Below are 19,003 nucleotides of genomic sequence, written 5' to 3' on the forward strand. Positions count from 1 at the left end.
ATACTACCGGACAAAGTATCCAAGCTGTAGTATCAGAGATTACAAAGATTATTGAAAAAAAACAGAAACCCTAAGTTACAGCGTGAAAACGCTGTTTTTTACTATACAAGTGGCAATTATTCTGGTAAACTATACCCATAGTGTAAATTGTAGGAGGACGTTAGACGTCATGAGTGAAACAAACAACGAGTTCTTAGCAGCTCTCGAAAGCGCAGCAGATCAAATTAAGGTGGGAGATGTCGTTACCGGTGAGCTTTTAGCTATTGATAATGATAACCAAGCAGTTGTTGGTTTGTCTACCGGTGAAGAAGGAGTTGTGCCAGCACGTGAGTACTCAGACGATCGTAACATCAACCTGGCAGACGAATTAAAAATTGGTGATACCATTGAAGCAGTTGTCATTTCTAACGTAACAAGCGACAAGGAAGGCGTAGCTTACTTGTTGTCAAAGAAGCGTTTGGATGCGCGCAAGGCATGGGAAAACTTGAGCTTTGCTGAAGGTGACACAGTTGATGCCAAGGTTATCAACGCTGTTCGTGGTGGTTTGATTGTTGATGTTAACGGCGTACGTGGTTTCGTACCAGCATCAATGGTTGCAGAACGTTTCGTTTCTGATTTGAACCAATTCAAGAATAAGGATATTAAAGCACAAGTTATCGAAATTGACCCTGCTAATGCACGTTTGATTTTGTCACGTAAGGCTGTTGCTGCACAAGAACGCGCTGCACAGTTGGCTGAAGTATTTAGCAAGTTGTCAGTTGGTGATGTTGTTGAAGGAACTGTTGCCCGTTTGACAGACTTCGGCGCATTCGTTGACTTGGGTGGTGTTGATGGTTTGGTTCACGTATCAGAAATCTCACACGATCGTGTGAAGAACCCGGCCGATGTATTGACAAAGGGTGACAAGGTTGACGTTAAGATCTTGGCATTGGACACTGAAAAGGGTCGTATCTCATTGTCAATCAAAGCAACACAACGTGGACCTTGGGACGAAGCTGCAGATCAAATCGCTGCAGGTTCAGTGCTTGAAGGTACTGTTAAGCGTGTGAAGGACTTTGGTGCCTTTGTTGAAATTTTGCCTGGTATCGAAGGTCTTGTGCACGTGTCACAAATTTCAAACAAGCGTATTGAAAACCCATCAGAAGATTTGAAGTCTGGTGACAAGGTACAAGTGAAGGTATTGGACATTAAGCCAGCCGAAGAACGTATTTCATTGTCAATGAAGGCTTTGGAAGAAAAGCCAGAACGTGAAGATCGTCGTGGTAACGATGGTTCAGCTTCACGTGCTGATATCGCTGCTTACAAGCAACAAGATGACTCAGCCGCAACATTGGGTGACATTTTTGGTGATAAGTTGTAAGAGGCATCAACATAAAAGAGCTGGTTCGCCAGTTCTTTTATTTTTGAAGAAAAATTGAGTGGGCATTAGTGGGCGCTCACGGTATGAAAAAGGAGGTGCGATTATGGCAGCACCAGTAGTAGCCATTGTTGGCCGACCAAACGTCGGAAAATCGACTATCTTTAACCGGATGGCCGGAGAACGTATTGCAATTGTTGAAGATCAACCAGGGGTGACACGCGATCGTTTGTATGCGCCAGCCGAATGGTTGAATTATGAATTCCGGATGATTGATACCGGTGGGATTGAACTCGGAGACGAACCATTTTTGGCCGAAATTCGAGCCCAAGTTGAATTAGCTTTGGATGAAGCAGATGTCATTGTCATGGTGACATCTGGGCGTGAAGGGGTGACTTCAGCTGATGAAGTTGTCGCAAAAATGCTTTATAAGACGGACAAGCCCGTCGTGCTTGCGGTCAATAAGGTCGATAACCCAGAAATGCGTCAAGACATTTATGACTTTTATTCACTTGGTCTTGGTGAACCTTATCCAGTTTCTGGTTCACACGGCTTGGGCTTAGGTGATTTGTTGGATGAAGTTGTCAAGAATTTCCCCGACGAAGCAGCTGAACAAGAAGACGATGGCGCTATTCGTTTTAGTATCATTGGTCGGCCTAATGTTGGCAAGTCATCAATTGTGAATGCCATTTTGGGTGAAGAACGCGTGATTGTGTCTGATATTGAAGGGACAACTCGTGATGCCATCGATACGCGTTTTGTCACGCCTGAAGGTGATGAATTCATCATGGTGGATACTGCTGGGATGCGTAAGCGCGGTAAGGTGTATGAGAATACGGAAAAGTATTCTGTGATGCGCGCCTTGAAAGCCATTGATGATAGTAATGTGGTCTTGATGGTGCTGGATGCTGAAGCAGGCATTCGGGAACAAGATAAGCACGTGGCAGGTTTTGCACATGAAGCCGGCCGTGCCATGATTATTGTGGTCAACAAGTGGGATGCCATTGAAAAAGATGATCACACAATGAAGGATTTCGAGAATATGATTCGCGCAGAATTTAAGTTCTTGGATTATGCCCCAATTGTCTTTGTCTCAGCAAAAACGGGGCAACGTTTGGATCGTTTGCCACAGATGATTAAGGACGTTGATGCTAACCACCGTAAGCGTATCTCATCGTCAACGTTGAATGATGTCATTATGGATGCGATTGCCGTGAACCCAACGCCAACTGATAATGGCCGTCGCTTACGTGTTTACTATGCGACACAAGTTGCCGTGCAACCACCAACTTTTGTTATCTTTGTTAACGATGTTGAATTGATGCACTTCTCATACGAACGTTTCTTAGAAAATAAAATCCGTGAAGCCTTTGATTTCACGGGTACACCAATCAAATTGATTGTCCGTGCCCGCAAATGAGAAATCAGCAACGGCGCATGTGAGTCGTGTTGTGATGACGTCATTTTCTTGTGACAAAATTATTACGAAAACCTGAAAACCCGCATAAACACTACACATTCGGGCGTTCTTGTGTTATTCTAGTTACATGAAATAATGTTTCGACAGATTTCAAAACCGGTTGACGGTTAATAAAAACTCTTAGGAGAAGCGAAAATGGCTAACAAGCAAGAATTAGTAGATTCAGTTGCAAAGGCAACTGGTTTAACAAAGAAGGATGCTACTGCAGCAGTTGATGCTGTCTTTACATCAATCGAAGAAGCTTTGAAGAACGGTGAAAAGGTTCAATTGATCGGTTTTGGTAACTTTGAAGTTCGTGACCGTGCAGCTCGTAAGGGTCGCAACCCACAAACTGGCGCAGAAATCGAAATTCCTGCATCAAAGGTACCTGCATTCAAGCCTGGTAAGGCATTGAAGGAAGCTGTTAAGTAATCAGATTCTGACTGAATCGTGATTGACAGGGTATCCTGGGGGAAATGAGTCAACAGAAGTGTTTATTTTCTAATCTAGCATACCGAAGGCAAGCGCACTCGCGCTTGCCTTTTTCTATGTGATGCCGGTGATAATTTTAAAAGGTGTTAATAGCTCAAAAACAAAATGCTTAAAAATTGATGTGCAAAATTCACCCTATATTATCTTTTTTGTGTTAGAATATGCTTGTAACGTCAAATCACCACTCAAGGAGGACAAGTTATGTCAGTTGAAGAAAAGTTTGATAACGCTAAGGACAAGGTTGCTGGTAAGGCAAAAGAAGTAGAAGGCAAGGTTACCGGTGATAAGGCACGTGAAGCAGAAGGCAAGGCTCAAGGGCTATTTGCTGATGTGAAGGACAAGCTATCAGATGCTGCTGAAGCAGTCAAGGACAAGGCAGAAGAAGCCGTTGACGCAGTGAAAGATGGTTTCGACCATCTCAAGAAGTAAGATATTAGTTAGTAACGCTGCTCAATGAGCGGCGTTTTTATTTTGAATAGATTGCCGATATGTTAGCCATAAAGTCGCTGTTACCAACGGTTTTATGGTAAAATAGGCTGTTAAATAAAATCATATTAATGGCGACATACTGCCCTAAAAAGTAGTGTGGTCGGCCAATAAAAAATAGGGGTCAAAGTTAGAGGAGTCAGAATGTCAACAAGTTATGCCGAACAAATGTTAGATGCACTGGAGCGTGGTCAGTTAGAACCGGCGCAAAAATTTTTTGATCAATCATTACGTCAAGATAGCGATGAGTTGATATATAGTTTAGCCGAAGAGTTGTATGCTTTGGGCTTTTTAGAAGAATCACGACGGGCTTATCAACAATTATTGGCTAAGTATCCGGACGAAGATGAATTGCGCACAGCGTTAGCTGACATTGCTATTGAAGATGGCGATATTGATGACGCACAAAACTACCTCGCGCAAATTCAACCAGATTCTGATTCTTATTTGCGGGCATTATTGGTTAAGGCCGATATTTATCAATCAGAAGGCTTAAATGAAGCAGCTGAACACAGTTTGTTACAGGCTGAAAAATTAGCACCAGATGAAGATATTATCCAGTTTGCTTTAGCTGAATTTTATTTCGCAAATCAAGCCTACCAAAAGGCCATTAGTCGCTACCGCGCCTTACTTTTGAAAGGCAAGCGCGACATGAGTCGGGTGGACTTGGTGGCTCGGATCGGGGTTGCATATGCCCAAATCGGACAATATGACCATGCTATTGGTTATTTGGAACAAATCAAGCCGGAATTGATGACGCTAGACACGCGGTTCCAGCTAGCCATTTTGTACCAAGAAACGCATCGAGAAAACGAAGCCATTCGGCTATTTAATGACATTTTGGATGTTGATCCAAAGTACACATCAGTTTATCCACTACTTGGACAAGCCTATACGCAAATTCACCAGTTAGAAGATGCTTATCGGACGTACCAAGCGGGGTTGGCCCAAGATGAAACGAATGTGGCGTTATATCGTCTTGCTGGCCAAGCGGCTGAAAAATTGGGGGATACAGCGGCAGCCGAAGCTTATTACCTTAAGGGACTCGCTGTTGACGAGTCAGATGTGGCCACGTTAATTGCGTTGACTGATCTTTGGCTTGCCCAACAACGTTATGACGACGTGATTGCGCGTTTAACGACCGCTATGGCAGAGGATGTCTTAGATCCACAGTTCTATTGGTCATTAGCCCGTGCCTATCAGGCTATCGGGGAGACAGACAAGGCCGCTGAAAATTGGGCAACTGCTGCGCCATTATTCCAAGACAATAGCGCCTTCTTGCATGATTTGATTGATTGGTACCATGAACAAGGGCAACCTGAAGAAGAAATCACTGCGTTGAAGCAATATCTATTCTTGGCACCTGATGATCTGGACATGCAAATGCGTCTGGAAGATTTAGCTTACTAAGGTGAGAAAAAAGACCGGAATCAGCCTGATAAATGGTGTGAGGGAGTGTTTCTAATTAGGGTGTTTTTGATATAATAGACAAAAGGATATTATGTATGAAAATTGAAACGTTACCATCGGAATTTGTGGCTGCGCAACCAGTTTTGCAACGTTTAGAAGCAGCCGGATTTGAGGCCTATTTTGTTGGTGGCGCCGTACGCGACATGTTACTTCAAAAACCGATTCATGATGTTGACATTGCGAGTGCTGCATTTCCAGAAGAAGTCAAAAAACAATTTGATAAAACAGTCGATACTGGCATTCAGCACGGGACCGTGATGGTATTAGATCATGGGCTGGGCTACGAAATTACGACGTTTCGGACGGAATCGACCTATACAGATTTTCGCCGACCGGATACGGTTACGTTTGTGCGCAGTTTATCCGAAGATTTGCAACGCCGTGATTTTACGATTAACGCCTTAGCAATGACCTATGATGGTGAAATTGTTGATTTGTTCGATGGGCTAGCGGATTTGTCGGCTGGTGTCATTCGGGCCGTCGGTGAGGCTGAAGTACGCTTTACCGAAGATGCGTTGCGCATGATGCGTGCTTTACGTTTTAGTGCCCAGCTTGGCTTTCAAATCGCACCGGATACCCGCGCAGCTTTGCAACGATTGGCGCCAAATTTGGCCAAAATTGCGGTTGAACGGATTCGTGTTGAATTTGAAAAACTATTGATGGGGCAACAAGCCGCCGCCAGTCTGGCCATGGCAATTGAAGATGGCGTTGTGACGTACTTACCTGGTCAACTTGATCAGTGGCAATTTGATGCGATCATGACGGACCTTGAAGCCCAGCAACCCGCAACAATTCCCGTCGTTTGGGCGCATCTTTTAACCCGTTCAACATTAAATGAGTCAGAGATGACGACATTTATGCGGACTTGGAAAACAAGTCGGGACTTGATTAAGATGGCCACTGCGGTTGTGCCGGTTGCACGCCACATTGCGCGGCGTGACTTATGGACGTTATATCAAATTTATGATTACCGTGACGTTTTAATGCACGTCTTACGTTTAATCCGAACTGACGATGCGGTAATTGCCGATGTGGACGCGATGTTTGCGGCCTTACCGATTCATCATACACGTGAACTACGTGTGGCCGGCGGCCAATTAATTGCCGAACAAATTGTACAACCAGGCCCACAAATGGGACGTATTTTAAAGCAAATTGAACGGGCAGTTGTTACAGGCCAAGTGGTTAATCAGCCAGCGGCATTGTTAGCCTATGCAAAGGAGCTCAGTCAACATGACTAAGATTAAAATGGTATGGGCAGAAGACAAACAGCACGCAATTGGTAAGAATGGGGACTTACCATGGCATTTACCTGATGACCTTAAGCTATTTAAACGAGAAACAATGGGGACGTTAATGATTATGGGCAGGACGACTTGGGATAGTATTGGGCGCCCATTACCCAACCGGACAACCCTGGTCTTAACCCATCAAACCGATTGGCAACCTGGCTACGACGACGTACTGGTCGCGCATAGCATGTCAGAAGTTTTAGCAAAGATTGCGGCAGAAGATCGTGATGTGACAATTGCTGGTGGGGCAACCATGTATCAAGCATTCATGCCTTATGCCACGGATTTAATAATTACAAAAGTTGCTGGTGATGTGGCGGGTGATACGTTTGCTCCAACGGTGGATTTGTCACAATTTGAGCTGATTGCCAGTCAACCACACCCAAAAGATGAAAAACATGACTACGCATTTGTTGTTGAACGATATCAGCGTAAGAATTGAGGAAAAAATGTCGAATATAAAGATTGTTACAGATTCAGCGATTGCTTTAACCCCAGAAGAAATCGCCCAATATGATATTACGGTAGTGCCTTTGACGGTACAAATTGATGGGGTCGTTTATGAAGATGGTGTGACGCTTCAACGTGATGAATTCCTTGAAAAGATGTCAAAAAGTGCTACCTTACCGCAAACATCACAACCATCAATTGGTAAGTTTCAAGCAGCTTATGATTCGATTCATCAACAATATCCTGAATCAGAAATTTTGAGTATGCATCTCTCATCTGGTTTGTCTGGGACAGTGCATGCAGCCGAACAAGCGGCCGCACTATCAGCAGCCAAAATCACAACATTTGATACGTTAAATGCTGACCGTGCCGAAGCTTTCCCTGTTTTAGCAGCAGCTAAAATGGCACAAGCAGGGGCATCAATGGCGGAAATTTTGGCGGAAGCAGAAAAGGTGCGTTCAGAATCGCATACATTTTTGAGCTTTACGTCATTAGATAACATGGTGGCTGGTGGTCGCTTGAGTAAAACATCTGGCATCATCGGTAATTTGTTAAATATTAAAGTCGGTGCAACAGTTGATAACACGGGTTCAGTTGAAGTGTTGGCTAAGGGACGTGGGATGAAAGCCATTGCCAAATTCAATGACAGTGTGATTGAAAAAATGCAATCTTATAATGAAATGATTGCCATTGGTATTTCTCATGCTGGTGTGCCAGAAGTGGCCGAAAAAATGGCTGCCCGGTTAAACGCTATCTGGCCCGATATTAAGATTGAAGTGACGAATACAACACCGATTGTCTCAACCCATACGGGTATCGGTGCTTTAGCTATTTTGTATCAGGCACATTAAAATAGGTGATTAAAACCCCAAAATTTTTTGGGGTTTTATTTTAACCGTTGTGTCAAGAAAGGACATTGGGAAACCGCAATGTGGGGACAATTGAAACATTTCAGCCATCAACTTATCGGTCGGTTTAAAACTTGGCGGATAATGACACAATGGCAAGACACCGATATGGTGAGTTTAGCGCGTATTCGGCACTCGGCGCTTAAGAATGTGCACCAAATTGGTATTATTGGCGATAGTGTGTCGTTTGGCTTAAAAGCCAAATATAATTTTGGCCAGTATATTCAAAAAGCCACAGGGGCCACGGTCCAAAATCTGGCGGTTTCCGGTGCGCATCTTGCTGATAATGGTTTTACCAGTATATTTCAACAGGCGCAACGGTTAAATCCAGCTGACTTATATATCGTTCAAGGTACGGATGATGATTGGTTGGGAGATGTCCCCATTGGTGGGCCGACTGATTTAACCGCTACGACTTATATCGGTGCGTTCTATCAGATTATTGCCCATTTACGGCAACGCCAGCCGCAGGCGACAATCATCGTCTTGACGCCGACATATCAAACACCTGTCCGTGGGCAACAGGTGCGACGAACTGACCGGACGTTAAATGGCTTGGGCTTGGATTTGCATGCCTATGTGGCTGCTCAGCTTGCGGCTTGTCAGGATTTGGCCGTACCAGTCATCAACTTAATGCAAAAAAAACGCTTTGATCCGAGTCAGGCCGACTTTCGGGCACAAGTAATGCCGGATGGGTTACATCCAAATGACGTGGGTCAGCGCCGCATTGCCAGATTAATTGCTGAAACGTATACCAAAATAATCAAGGCCAAATAAAAAAGTTCAAGTCAAACGACTTGAACTTTTTTGATTAGTTTTCAAAGGCAACGCGCACACCTTCTGGAATGGCAAAGTCTTTTTGTAGTAGCGTTAATTCGCCAGTTGCTTGATCGCGGGCAAAAAGCGTCACGTTATCCGTGTCTTGGTTAGCAACAACCAGGAAATCTTGGTTGTCATCCCAGTTCATGTCACGGGGGAATTCACCTTCAGAACTGATGAGTTGGATACGTTCAATTTCAGCGCCTTCATTCATGACCTTAAAGACCGCAATTGAGTTGTGGCCACGGTTTGACGCGTAGATGAAGCGACCGTCATGGCTGATACGGAGGGCAGCTGAACCATTGTGGGCTGTCCAATCAGCTGGAATCGTTGAGGCCGTCATCACGTGTTCAAATGTGCCATCTTCAGCGTTATATTTCAAGACGCTTAGCAAGCTTGAAAGTTCACCGAGCACATAGGCATATTGCCCATCTGGTGAAAAACGAATATGACGTGGACCAAAGCCTTCTTCAGTGTGGAAACGCGCCACTTCAGTAAATTGGCCATCATCTTGTACGTCAAAAGTAATCACTTCATCTGTTCCTAAGTCGACAGCAACTAAGCGATTATCAGGCGTCAAGTTAGCAAAATGGATGTGAGAGCTCCCTTGTTCTGGGCGTGGGCCAGAACCTGTATTAGTCCATGTTGTCACGAGTGACAAGTTGCCATCAGGCTTGATTTGATATGATTCAACGGTACCACGATGGTAGTAACCAGTAAAGACAAGTTGACGGGCTTCATCAATACCAATATAAGCTGGCGCAGAGCCTTCACTTAATTGGGCATCAATTTCAGCCAATGGGCGAACAGTGTTATCCAATGTGACAACGCCACCTTGACCGTCGCGATTTTCAACGGCATATACTTTGTCAGCCTTTGATACGGCGAGGTAAGTCGGATTTGTTAGTGGTGCCACAAAAGTGGGGTTTTGTAGTTGACGCGCTTCAGTGTCGAGTTCAGCTTCATAGAGGCCTTTTGAGATGCGTTTTGTATAAGTACCAAATAAAATTTTATGAATTGTCATAATAAACTCTCCTTGATGTATTGCCTCTATCATAGCATATATGTAAGGGGTTTCACAAGTTGTGAAAGCGCAAGCAATTCAGTATAATAAAATAAGCGAACATTTGTTCAGAGAGGTCGATTATGAAATTTATTCATGCAGCGGATAGTCACTTAGGGAACCCCTTTAAAGGGTTAGATCGTGAGTTACCAGCAGCGCTCAAACAGCTGGTGCAAGCGTCAACCATGCACGCATTTGAAAAAATGATAACGCAGGCGCTGACGGCGCAGGTTGATTTTTTAGTGATTGCTGGGGATTTATATAGTGCCACAGAAAACAGTCCCAAAGTCCAAGTTTTTGTGCATCAACAGTTTGAACGTTTAAATCAAGCAAATATTCCGGTCTATCTGAGTTTTGGGAATCATGATTTTGAAGCGGATCAACATGCCCACTTACCTTGGCCAGCAAATGTGCATGTGTTCAGTCAAGATGTGGCGACACAACGGTTCACACTTGCGTCCGGTGAACGGGTGGCGCTTACTGGTTTTAGCTACCAAACGCCGCGACAAATGCAGCCTGTTTTAACGGATTTTCCGGTGAAAAGCACGACGGATGACTATCATATTGGTCTGTATCACGGCGCGCTGGGGAAGGCGGGCGATCCTTATGCGCCATTTACCCTGCAAGGACTGCTCACCAAGCGCTATGATTATTGGGCACTTGGTCACATTCATGTGCGCCAAACACTACATGAGCAACCATTTGTTGGGTATTCGGGGAATTTACAAGGGTTAAACCGGAAAGAAACTGGCGAGAAGGGATACTATTTAGTCACAGCGACGCAAGGTAAATTAGTCCCAGTATTTCAGCCATCAACGGTGATTCGTTGGGAGGAACTCGTTTTTACGGACAGTTTAAACGAAGATGAGTTGTTAGCGCAACTGGCGGAACGTGATGATCAGACGCCTGTTTTTTTAACCATTCAATTCACTGGACAGTTAGATCCAGCTGTGGTTGAACGCTTAACAAGTGGCGTGATGTTAGCCAAAATTCGGGCAAATTTACCAGCCAACCAATGGGTTGTTAAACTGGAACGGCGACAGGCAGCCACAACGATGTTAGCAGCCGATCAAATTGATCAACAATTTTGGCATGACGCATTGGCGCAAGTACTCGATGATTTTGATATGGGGGCGCATTTACCCGCACAAGTACCTAATGTTGTCCGTGAGTATTACCTTAGTGCAGCTGGTAAGCAAGCTTTACGTGACAAAATGCAACAACTGTTATTAGAAAGGAATATGTGAGACGCATGGATATCCAACAAGTCGATATCAGTGGCTTTGGGCGTTGGTCAAAGCAACATTTTGACTTTCAATCAGGACTCCAAGTCATTCTTGGCCAAAATGAGTCTGGTAAGTCAACCTTGCGGGCCTTTATCGTCGGAATTTTATTTGGTTTCCCCAGTAAAAAAGGGAAGACCAATACTTATGACCCACGAGATGGGAGCCGCTATGGTGGGAGCTTAACGGTGCGTTTTGCGTCCGAAACGGTGAAAATTACCCGCTTAGGTCGTACACAATCGCAATTAACGATCACGCGTTTGGCTGACCAAACGCGTATCGCGGAACCTGAAAAGTGGTTAGCTGATCAATTAGCCCCGCTAAATCGTGAAGCTTTTGACGCGATTTTTAATTTTAGTCAACAGGATTTAGCAGAAATTACACAGCTTAAAGCGGTTGATTTACAGAAGCTTTTGCTCAATATTGGGGCCGTGGGCAGCGCACAGTGGTTAACCGTCGCTGATGACCTAGACAAACAAGCAGACAAGCAATTTGCGCAACGGCCAACAGGTAAACGGCCGCTTAATCAAGCGACCAAGCATTATTTTGATACATTGGCGCAAGTTCAGCAAAAAGCGACCGCCTTACCTGATTTTATTGCCGGCGAGGCGGCAGTGATGGCTGATCAACAACGCGTAGCTGAAGCTAAGGCAGCTGTTTTATCGCTGACAGCACAAGTTAAACAGCATGAGCAACTGCAACAACAATATGATGTGTATACAACAGCTGTTGCGTTAAAAACAAAAATGACGCAAGCTGGGCCGCACGTTTCAGATGCGGATTTGTTGGCTTTACAAGAGCAGACGTCAGCCATCAAATTACATCAATCGGCTTTAGAAACTTTACAACAGGCACAAGATCCCAAACAAGTGGAAGCCACACCAGACGCCTTTGAATTCGAGACAACTTTGGCGCAAGCCCAACACGCAGTGACACAATTACAGGAGAAACTAGCAGCACGGGAAAAGCTCCTGTCAGCGCAACGCCAATTACAGGCACAATTTGAAGACGGGGTGCTAGCCGAACCGCTAAGTCCTGCTGAAAAGCAGCAATTGACACGGCGTAGCTCTGAAATGGTCTGGTTAATGGCGAGTTTGGTTGTGGGCGTTTTAGGCTTTTTGGTTGCCAAACCAGCGGTCTTGTTGGCCGTTGTGCCGGCTGGCTTGGCCTTTTGGCAATACAAGTCACATCAGCGCCAAGTCGCCGCAATTTTAGCGCGTTATGGTCATTTAACGGTTGATGAGGTGTTAACACTGCAGAAAACCTTGCAGCAACAACCGGCAACAAAACAAAAGTTATCGGGTTTAAATATTGCGATTGCTGATTTGCAAACTGCGATTATGCGTCAATTGAAGCCAGTTGCCACGCATTTTAACGTGACGTTGCACATGACTGATTTAGCGCAATCAGTGGTTGAATTGCAACATCGCTATGAACAGCAAAAATTAACGGCGCAACACGATTTTCTGGCGTTGAGCCAGCAACAACAGCAGCGCGTTGAAGCCATCGCTTTTCATCAACAGCAATTAGATCAAGCTCGTGAATCGCAACAAAAGTTATTTGCCCAGTATCAAGTCAGTGACATGGCAGATATTGAGGCCTTAAAACAACAAGAGTTATCACAGACCAGACTGCGCCAACGGTATGACGATTTGATGCGTCAAATTCAGCCTGACGTGCTGACGCAATTAGAACAAATTAAGGATCGTGATACTTTACAGGGACAACTCTCTGCTTTACAACAGCAGTTACAAGCTGCCCAGCAGCGTCTTTTTGCCTGCCAAGCGGCATTATCAGATCATCAAGCACAACAAGCACATTTAACCAGTAACGACCAATTTATTGCCATGCAACAGGCGCTGGCAGACGAGGAGACTGCCTTAATTGAACAATTCGGTGTCTATATTGCCGAAAAGTTGACTAGTCAATGGATTACAGTCGCTTTACAACGCGCCTCGCAAAACCGCTTTCCAAAAATGCAAGCATTGGCGACGCAGTATTTCAAGCGATTAACGCACGGTCGCTATCATGAGATGACATTTTCAGCGTCGGAACTATTGGTCACGCGTGCGGACCAGCAACAATTTGCCGTGACTGAATTATCAACTGGGACACAAGAACAACTTTATATTGCGTTAAGGTTAGCTTTAAGTCGCGTGATTGCAGATATTGTATCAGTCCCAATTTTGATTGATGATGGGTTTGTTAATTTTGATCCGCAGCGTAAACAGACAATGATCGCGCTGTTACAAGATATTGCCCAGCAGCAACAAATCATCTATTTTACAACGGCTTGGCCCGATCAAGCGGCCGAGAGTATGATAAAATTATAATCAAAGAGGTGGCAAATGGTGAAATTACTGACAGCGTATCAAGATACAGAACCGATTGACAATTTTGCACTAATTAAGAGTGCCGATATGCGACTGACAAAAACAGGCAAGCCTTATTTGAATCTGGTTTTTTCAGATCGATCGGGTGATTTGCCAGGTAATTTGTGGGATGCGACGGATGAGCAGATAAAAACTTTACTGCCAGGTCAAATCGTCAAATTGCAGGGCGTTCGCGGTGCTTATCAGGATAAGCCACAAGTTCAAATTACGCATGTACGCTTATCACAAACTGGGGAACCGGATGATCCGGCTGATTTTATGACGCATGCGCCGATTAAGACAGAGGCAATGCAAGAAGAATTAAATGACCTTATTTTGATGATTACCAACCCCACTTGGAATCGATTGGTCCGAAAGTTATTTACAACCTATCATGAGGCATTTTTGCGTTTTCCAGCAGCTAAGGTGAACCATCATGCCTTTGCCGGTGGCTTAGCGTATCATTCATTATCGATTGCGCGTTTAGCAAAAAGTGTCGCAGCGCAATACCCACAGCTCAATCAATCCTTACTGATTGCTGGGGCTTTGTTGCATGATTTGGGCAAAGTCATTGAATTATCCGGTCCAGTTGCTACGCAATATACATTGGCTGGGAATTTAATTGGACATATTACGTTGGTGGATGAACAAATTGTATTGGCCGCTCACGAATTAAAATTTGACTTACAATCTGAAGACATGCTGTTGCTGCGGCACGTTGTGTTGGCGCATCATGGGGTACTAGAATATGGTTCGCCAGTACGCCCAGCCACGATGACAGCCGAAGTGTTACATCAACTCGATGAGATTGATGCCAATATTCAGATGATGACGGCTGCTTTAGAAAAAACGCCAGAACATGCTTTTTCTGATCGTATCTTTGGGTTAGATAATCGTCGTTTTTATCACGATACGCAGGCATAAAAAACACGTCACTTCAGTGACGTGTTTTTAATTTACTTTGACTTGTTAGCTGTTAAACCAGCTGTCAAGTAAGCATTCAAAGCATTTTTAAGTTGTGCGTCCTTAACGTCAACGTTTTCTTGACGTAGGATCTTACCAATAACGGCTTGCACTTTATCGCTGCTCTTTTGATCATTCAAGAAGTTTGTGACAAGCTTGTCCGTGAGTTGTGTACGCACGCTGTTCAAGCTAGGCTTCTTTGTCGTCTTGTCCAAACGGATCACATAATAGCTACCGTTAGAATTTACAGGGTCGGTGGTATAGTCACCGGTTTTTGCAAGCTTGAAGGCTGCGTCTTGAATGGCTGAATCAACACTTATGCTAGTAGAATCAAAGGCAGGGAGTTGGCCATTTGACTTTTCATAAGTCTTATCTTTTGTATATTGCTTATACACATCGTTCCAACTTTTACCTGACTTTAAGTCTTCAATGGCTTTTTTGGCAGAATCTTCATCTTTTGCTTTAATCATCGAAATTGTTGTTGATTGATGATAGTCTTTGTAAGCTTGTTCAAGTTGGCTGTTTGACACCTTGTAGTTGGCTTTCACAGCTGCCGTCATAATCAAATTGTTTTTGATGTTCGTCTTGAATTGTGCTTCAGTCATATTGTTTGAAGCTAAGACGGTCTTGAAGGCATCGCCGTATTGCGCCTTTTGTGTATCAAATGCTTGTTGCACGTCAGACTTTGAGACATCACCTCCGTATTTATTGTCAAGTACGGTTGTGACCACGGTGTTGGCGAACGCTTGTTGACCAGCTGGTGACTTTTTTAAGTCAGCCAAGAATGATTTTTCCGTAATTTTTCCTGCGTCAGATGTCATCAGTGTTTTTGATGAATTGAGACCAAGATAGATTAGACCACCTGCAAAAATAACAACAAGTAGCCCCCAAATAAATTTGCGCATGAGATGCTTCCTTTTCTGATTAGTATCTTGATTATTTTAACACAAAATCAGTCACTACGCCTGATACTTTGACAATTCAGCTTTCAGGTGCGCAGTGGTCTCTTGGATGCGATCGAGATGTGGCTTATTTTTGAAGTTCATCTTATTAATGTCAACTTGGAGATCATCTTGCACGACTTTCAGTTGCGCTAATTGCACCTTAAGTTGGGCTTCTTGGTTTTTAAGTTGTTTGCTCAAAGACAGGATGGTTTGAATTTGGGCAATCACATGTTTGATTTGATCAATGAAAACCATGGTAGTTACTCCTTTTCAAGGGCTTCAGTAATCGCTGTGGCAATCGCTTGGTAACGTTCAGGTGAGAATTGACTACTGTTGTCAATGGTTGGTGCCAAGCGTGAAGTCAAATTGTCATCATCATAACGTGGAATCAAATGCCAGTGAGAGTGACGGACTGTTTGACCAGCGGATACGCCATTGTTAGATGAAATATTCATCCCCGTAATCTTAGGATCACTGGCTTTGATCGCCCGCGCAAGCATAGGGAGTTTTAATAGCACCGCTTCAGACACAGCGGCATCATAATCGAAGATATCATCGACGTGCTTTTTGGGCACGACTAGCGTATGACCAGGGGTTACTTGAGAAATGTCGAGGAATGCCAACACATCGTCGTCTTCATATACTTTGTAGCTGGGAATATCACCAGCAATGATTTGATCAAAAATATCCATTGTTTAACTCCATTTCGTTTTGTTATGGCTATTATACCAAATAACCAATGGCCCCTGTTATAATGGAATCATGGGATTAAAAATTGACAATTTAACCGGCGGTTATGCTGGGAATCAAGTCTTGCACAACGTGTCGTTTGAAGTAGCTGATGGTCAAATTGTGGCGTTAATTGGGTTAAATGGGGCAGGTAAATCAACCACCATCAATCATATTATTGGTGAGTTGTTACCAAAATCTGGCAAAATTACCTTGAACGGCTTTGATTTGGCACAAGACCCGTCAAACTTCAAGGCACAATTGGCTTATATTCCAGAACAGCCGATTTTATATGAAGAATTAACGTTAGAAGAACATCTCGACTTGATGTTAGCTGCGCATGGTTTTGATAAAACCGCGGTCTGGCCAGATGTGGTGGCGTTGTTAACCTTATTTCGGTTAGCGGACAAACTACATTGGTTACCGAGCCATTTTTCCAAAGGGATGCGCCAAAAGGTGATGCTGGTCTCAGCATTTATGTTAAAGGCACCGTTATTACTCGTTGATGAGCCATTTTTGGGACTCGATACGTTGGCCCATCGGGATGTGGTGCGCTTGATGCAAGCACAAGCATCAGCTGGCAACAGTGTTTTGTTGACGACGCATTTGCTGAGTTCGGCGGCCCAATTTGTGGACACTTTTGTCGTGCTAGAAGCTGGCCAAGTACGCTTTGTGGGGTCCCCGCAAGCATTAGCGAATCAATATCAGCTCACGTTGGCGACGCTTGATGACTATTTTGATTTGGCACAAGGAGCGGTGTCTCATGGCCATGACTAAGCTTTTTGCGGCGCGTTGGCACCAGGCTAATCACATCACGGTTACTTACTTGAAGCGGTTGTTTAATGACCATTTTCTAGTTTTTCTCGTGATAGCATTTGGCGCTGGGGTACTGGGCTATCGCGAACTGTTAACGGACCCGCGATACATGCAGTTGTGGCAATCGCCGTGGTTAATTGCCGCTGTGGTCTTGTGGTTGGTCGTGGGCCTGCAATTTGGGGCGTTGATTACTTATTTTAAGCCGGCTGATGCGCTGTTTTTGATGGGCAGTGACCAACAGCTTGTCAAACATTATCTGCCACGTGCTTTTGCAGTGAGTTATGGTGTGGCGATGGTGTGGCAGTCAGCGGTTATCGGCCTTATTGTGCCCATCATTTGGCAAATCTTGGGCATGTCAGGCTGGCGTTTGGCGTTGCACTGGTGTATCGTTTTGGCCTACAAAGGGCAGCTGCTTTTGATCGCGCGGCAACGTTTATTTTTAACGCTGCAACAGTCAGATCACGCCTGGCGACGGGGCGTGCAAGCAATCATATATCGCGTTGTGATACCTGGTGGTCTGCTAACTTTACTCTTAACTGTACCGCAAAAATGGCTGGGGTTGGTTGGCTTGACGCTACTCATCATATTATGTCTAGCTGGTTATCGTTATTGGTTAACAGCAACACGGGCCAAAAGCTTGGCCATCAATTGGCCGATAGCCATTGCGCAAGCACAACAACATGAGCAGCGCGTCTATCGCTTTTACGCAACCTTTGCAGAAATCCCTAACCAACCAAGAACTATTAAGCGTCGGCGTTATTTGGACGGGGTGATAAAAACATTGACAAAACGCCAGTCGGTCATGTATCGTTTATATTTGATACGTTTGGCGCGAGATAATGACAGTTTGCCATTAGCCATGCGATTAGCAGTGCTAGGCTTGCTACTCGTTTGGGCATTAGCACAGGCGCCAATTTGGCTTGTGGCCGTTATTGCAGCAGCTGTTATGTATTTAATCACGTTTCAACTGTTACCGTTGTATACTAACACGCAACAGACGTTATGGACGCGTTTAATGCCAGTGTCGCCCGCAACACAGCAGCAGGCTTTTATCATGTTGAATCAACAACTCAATGGATTAGTTGCCAGTTTGCTGGTGTTGGCAAGTTGGCCACACGGGTGGGCAACAATGGGGGCAACGCTGATTAGTGTGGTTGTGATGTGGCTATTTTTAAGCCGAGTTTATCTCCCCAAACAGTTAAATAAGAAAAGATTTTAAAAAGAAAGGCAATCAATGCGTAATGCGCATTGGTTGATGTTATGCATATGCATTTACGAGCAAAACCTTGGGCGGCCGATTGGTTGGCTGCCCATTCAGATATTGTGATTGACCAAGAACGGGCAACGGCACAAATTGGCAAGTGGCAAGACTTGTTTGATCAAGAACAACCTATTCATGTTGAAATTGGTTCAGGAAAAGGCCAATTTATTTTGGGGATGGCTTTAGCCCATCCTGAAATCAACTATATTGGGATGGAAATTCAAGAAACAGCGATTGCCATTGCGGCACGTAAAAGTTTTGATCAAGTTGGGAAGTTACCGAACTTGCGTTACATTTACGGTAATGGTAACGGGGTCGAAACGTATTTCGAAAAGGCCGAAGTTGCCAAATTGTACTTGAATTTCTCTGATCCTTGGCCAAAAAAGCGTCATGAATCACGTCGTTTGACTTACAAGACATTTTTGAAGTCGTATGAAGCGATTTTGCCTGATCATGGTGAAGTTGAATTTAAGACCGATAATCGTCACTTGTTTGAATACTCAATGGTCAGTTTCATGGATTACGGTATGCGTTGGGCAGCCGATGATTACACATTGGATTTGCATGCAGATGAAGACAAGGTCGCTGGCAATATTGAAACCGAGTATGAACAAAAGTTTTTAGCTAAAGGACAACCAATTTATAAAATTAAGGCACACTTTTAGTCCCGCAAGGGTTACAGCCTGCTTTTAACAATAAAAACACGACTCAAATTGAGTGGTGTTTTTATTGTTTGGGGACATTTGGGGATTAAAAAATAAAACCTTGCAGGGGATTAAAATATGTGATATACTTAGTGTTATTGAATGCAACAGAGAGTGTTTTCAGCAGTCTAGCAG

19 protein-coding genes and 1 pseudogene are annotated in these 19,003 nt (G+C 44.2%); 16 read left to right on the forward strand and 4 right to left on the reverse strand.

Annotated elements, in window-relative coordinates; translation table 11 throughout:
• From ACW12G_RS02465 to ACW12G_RS02510, 10 genes and pseudogenes are all read left to right on the forward strand, one after another.
• Positions 1-74, forward strand: a pseudogene (locus ACW12G_RS02465) ((d)CMP kinase); the annotation flags it as partial.
• A gap of 95 nt (positions 75-169) precedes the next feature.
• A complete protein-coding gene (gene rpsA, locus ACW12G_RS02470) occupies positions 170-1,360 on the forward strand; it encodes a 30S ribosomal protein S1 (RefSeq protein ID WP_455647196.1) in 1,191 nt (396 codons plus the stop codon).
• 103 nt (positions 1,361-1,463) lie between these two features.
• Positions 1,464-2,777 carry a ribosome biogenesis GTPase Der gene (der, locus tag ACW12G_RS02475; protein WP_048701800.1) on the forward strand — a complete coding sequence of 438 codons (1,314 nt, stop codon included), beginning with the start codon at positions 1,464-1,466 and terminating at the stop codon, positions 2,775-2,777.
• A gap of 195 nt (positions 2,778-2,972) precedes the next feature.
• Positions 2,973-3,248, forward strand: coding sequence for an HU family DNA-binding protein (locus ACW12G_RS02480; protein ID WP_010000207.1), 276 nt, complete (start codon positions 2,973-2,975; stop codon positions 3,246-3,248).
• Positions 3,249-3,509: 261 nt separating this feature from the next.
• Complete coding sequence (locus ACW12G_RS02485; RefSeq protein ID WP_010000206.1) at positions 3,510-3,737, forward strand: CsbD family protein; 228 nt, start codon at positions 3,510-3,512, stop codon at positions 3,735-3,737.
• 201 nt (positions 3,738-3,938) lie between these two features.
• The gene (locus ACW12G_RS02490) at positions 3,939-5,204 is read left to right on the forward strand and encodes a tetratricopeptide repeat protein (protein WP_029509282.1); all 1,266 of its coding nucleotides are present in this window, start codon (positions 3,939-3,941) and stop codon (positions 5,202-5,204) included.
• 95 nt (positions 5,205-5,299) lie between these two features.
• Positions 5,300-6,505: a CCA tRNA nucleotidyltransferase gene (locus ACW12G_RS02495; RefSeq protein ID WP_095652528.1), complete on the forward strand. Its 1,206-nt coding sequence runs from the start codon at positions 5,300-5,302 to the stop codon at positions 6,503-6,505.
• Positions 6,498-6,998 carry a dihydrofolate reductase gene (locus tag ACW12G_RS02500; RefSeq protein ID WP_455646772.1) on the forward strand — a complete coding sequence of 167 codons (501 nt, stop codon included), beginning with the start codon at positions 6,498-6,500 and terminating at the stop codon, positions 6,996-6,998. The genes ACW12G_RS02495 and ACW12G_RS02500 overlap by 8 nt, the downstream gene beginning before the upstream one ends.
• Before the next feature lie 7 nt (positions 6,999-7,005).
• Positions 7,006-7,857 (forward strand): DegV family protein, encoded by an 852-nt coding sequence (locus ACW12G_RS02505; protein WP_147001459.1) that lies wholly within the window; start codon positions 7,006-7,008, stop codon positions 7,855-7,857.
• 141 nt (positions 7,858-7,998) lie between these two features.
• Positions 7,999-8,691 carry an SGNH/GDSL hydrolase family protein gene (locus ACW12G_RS02510; RefSeq protein WP_455647197.1) on the forward strand — a complete coding sequence of 231 codons (693 nt, stop codon included), beginning with the start codon at positions 7,999-8,001 and terminating at the stop codon, positions 8,689-8,691.
• A gap of 34 nt (positions 8,692-8,725) precedes the next feature.
• Here the strand turns inward: ACW12G_RS02510 and ACW12G_RS02515 are convergent, their stop codons facing one another.
• Positions 8,726-9,757: a lactonase family protein gene (locus ACW12G_RS02515; protein WP_146976661.1), complete on the reverse strand. Its 1,032-nt coding sequence runs from the start codon at positions 9,755-9,757 to the stop codon at positions 8,726-8,728.
• Positions 9,758-9,879: 122 nt separating this feature from the next.
• Between ACW12G_RS02515 and ACW12G_RS02520 the strand changes: the two genes are divergently transcribed.
• The 3 genes from ACW12G_RS02520 to ACW12G_RS02530 are packed head-to-tail and all read left to right on the forward strand — an operon-like array spanning position 9,880 to position 14,375.
• Positions 9,880-11,043: a metallophosphoesterase family protein gene (locus tag ACW12G_RS02520; protein ID WP_455647198.1), complete on the forward strand. Its 1,164-nt coding sequence runs from the start codon at positions 9,880-9,882 to the stop codon at positions 11,041-11,043.
• A gap of 5 nt (positions 11,044-11,048) precedes the next feature.
• A complete protein-coding gene (locus ACW12G_RS02525) occupies positions 11,049-13,412 on the forward strand; it encodes an AAA family ATPase (protein WP_455647199.1) in 2,364 nt (787 codons plus the stop codon).
• Positions 13,413-13,427: 15 nt separating this feature from the next.
• Positions 13,428-14,375, forward strand: coding sequence for a 3'-5' exoribonuclease YhaM family protein (locus ACW12G_RS02530; RefSeq protein ID WP_048701787.1), 948 nt, complete (start codon positions 13,428-13,430; stop codon positions 14,373-14,375).
• 32 nt (positions 14,376-14,407) lie between these two features.
• Here the strand turns inward: ACW12G_RS02530 and ACW12G_RS02535 are convergent, their stop codons facing one another.
• Genes ACW12G_RS02535 through ACW12G_RS02545 form a run of 3 tightly spaced genes read right to left on the reverse strand, consistent with a single transcriptional unit; the run spans position 14,408 to position 16,050 of the window.
• Positions 14,408-15,319 (reverse strand): peptidyl-prolyl cis-trans isomerase, encoded by a 912-nt coding sequence (locus tag ACW12G_RS02535; RefSeq protein WP_455647200.1) that lies wholly within the window; start codon positions 15,317-15,319, stop codon positions 14,408-14,410.
• A gap of 54 nt (positions 15,320-15,373) precedes the next feature.
• Positions 15,374-15,613 carry a hypothetical protein gene (locus tag ACW12G_RS02540; RefSeq protein WP_029509294.1) on the reverse strand — a complete coding sequence of 80 codons (240 nt, stop codon included), beginning with the start codon at positions 15,611-15,613 and terminating at the stop codon, positions 15,374-15,376.
• Between the two features lie 5 nt (positions 15,614-15,618).
• Positions 15,619-16,050 carry an HIT family protein gene (locus tag ACW12G_RS02545; protein ID WP_010000190.1) on the reverse strand — a complete coding sequence of 144 codons (432 nt, stop codon included), beginning with the start codon at positions 16,048-16,050 and terminating at the stop codon, positions 15,619-15,621.
• 70 nt (positions 16,051-16,120) lie between these two features.
• Here ACW12G_RS02545 and ACW12G_RS02550 point away from each other — a divergent pair, with 70 nt between their 5' ends.
• From ACW12G_RS02550 to trmB, 3 genes are read left to right on the forward strand one after another with little or no spacing between them, the layout of a single operon-like run.
• Positions 16,121-16,864, forward strand: a complete 744-nt coding sequence (locus tag ACW12G_RS02550) for an ABC transporter ATP-binding protein (protein WP_010004275.1) — start codon at positions 16,121-16,123, stop codon at positions 16,862-16,864.
• A complete protein-coding gene (locus tag ACW12G_RS02555; protein ID WP_455647201.1) occupies positions 16,851-18,122 on the forward strand; it encodes an ABC transporter permease in 1,272 nt (423 codons plus the stop codon). Before ACW12G_RS02550 ends, ACW12G_RS02555 begins: the two co-directional genes overlap by 14 nt.
• Before the next feature lie 47 nt (positions 18,123-18,169).
• Complete coding sequence (trmB, locus tag ACW12G_RS02560) at positions 18,170-18,829, forward strand: tRNA (guanosine(46)-N7)-methyltransferase TrmB (RefSeq protein ID WP_455647202.1); 660 nt, start codon at positions 18,170-18,172, stop codon at positions 18,827-18,829.
• The last annotated feature ends 174 nt before the right edge of the window (positions 18,830-19,003 follow it).

It is taken from the genome of Leuconostoc sp. (assembly GCF_965300815.1).

Coding starts and splice junctions, on each gene's coding strand:
- ACW12G_RS02525 (WP_455647199.1), top strand. CDS start 11,049: ATGGATATCCAACAAGTCGATATCAGTGGCTTTGGGCGTTGGTCAAAG.
- ACW12G_RS02530 (WP_048701787.1), top strand. CDS start 13,428: ATGGTGAAATTACTGACAGCGTATCAAGATACAGAACCGATTGACAAT.
- ACW12G_RS02550 (WP_010004275.1), top strand. CDS start 16,121: ATGGGATTAAAAATTGACAATTTAACCGGCGGTTATGCTGGGAATCAA.
- ACW12G_RS02505 (WP_147001459.1), top strand. CDS start 7,006: ATGTCGAATATAAAGATTGTTACAGATTCAGCGATTGCTTTAACCCCA.
- ACW12G_RS02490 (WP_029509282.1), top strand. CDS start 3,939: ATGTCAACAAGTTATGCCGAACAAATGTTAGATGCACTGGAGCGTGGT.
- ACW12G_RS02480 (WP_010000207.1), top strand. CDS start 2,973: ATGGCTAACAAGCAAGAATTAGTAGATTCAGTTGCAAAGGCAACTGGT.
- der (WP_048701800.1), top strand. CDS start 1,464: ATGGCAGCACCAGTAGTAGCCATTGTTGGCCGACCAAACGTCGGAAAA.
- ACW12G_RS02545 (WP_010000190.1), bottom strand. CDS start 16,050: ATGGATATTTTTGATCAAATCATTGCTGGTGATATTCCCAGCTACAAA.
- ACW12G_RS02485 (WP_010000206.1), top strand. CDS start 3,510: ATGTCAGTTGAAGAAAAGTTTGATAACGCTAAGGACAAGGTTGCTGGT.
- ACW12G_RS02540 (WP_029509294.1), bottom strand. CDS start 15,613: ATGGTTTTCATTGATCAAATCAAACATGTGATTGCCCAAATTCAAACC.
- ACW12G_RS02510 (WP_455647197.1), top strand. CDS start 7,999: ATGACACAATGGCAAGACACCGATATGGTGAGTTTAGCGCGTATTCGG.
- ACW12G_RS02515 (WP_146976661.1), bottom strand. CDS start 9,757: ATGACAATTCATAAAATTTTATTTGGTACTTATACAAAACGCATCTCA.
- ACW12G_RS02535 (WP_455647200.1), bottom strand. CDS start 15,319: ATGCGCAAATTTATTTGGGGGCTACTTGTTGTTATTTTTGCAGGTGGT.
- ACW12G_RS02500 (WP_455646772.1), top strand. CDS start 6,498: ATGACTAAGATTAAAATGGTATGGGCAGAAGACAAACAGCACGCAATT.
- ACW12G_RS02555 (WP_455647201.1), top strand. CDS start 16,851: ATGGCCATGACTAAGCTTTTTGCGGCGCGTTGGCACCAGGCTAATCAC.
- rpsA (WP_455647196.1), top strand. CDS start 170: ATGAGTGAAACAAACAACGAGTTCTTAGCAGCTCTCGAAAGCGCAGCA.
- trmB (WP_455647202.1), top strand. CDS start 18,170: ATGCATTTACGAGCAAAACCTTGGGCGGCCGATTGGTTGGCTGCCCAT.
- ACW12G_RS02495 (WP_095652528.1), top strand. CDS start 5,300: ATGAAAATTGAAACGTTACCATCGGAATTTGTGGCTGCGCAACCAGTT.
- ACW12G_RS02520 (WP_455647198.1), top strand. CDS start 9,880: ATGAAATTTATTCATGCAGCGGATAGTCACTTAGGGAACCCCTTTAAA.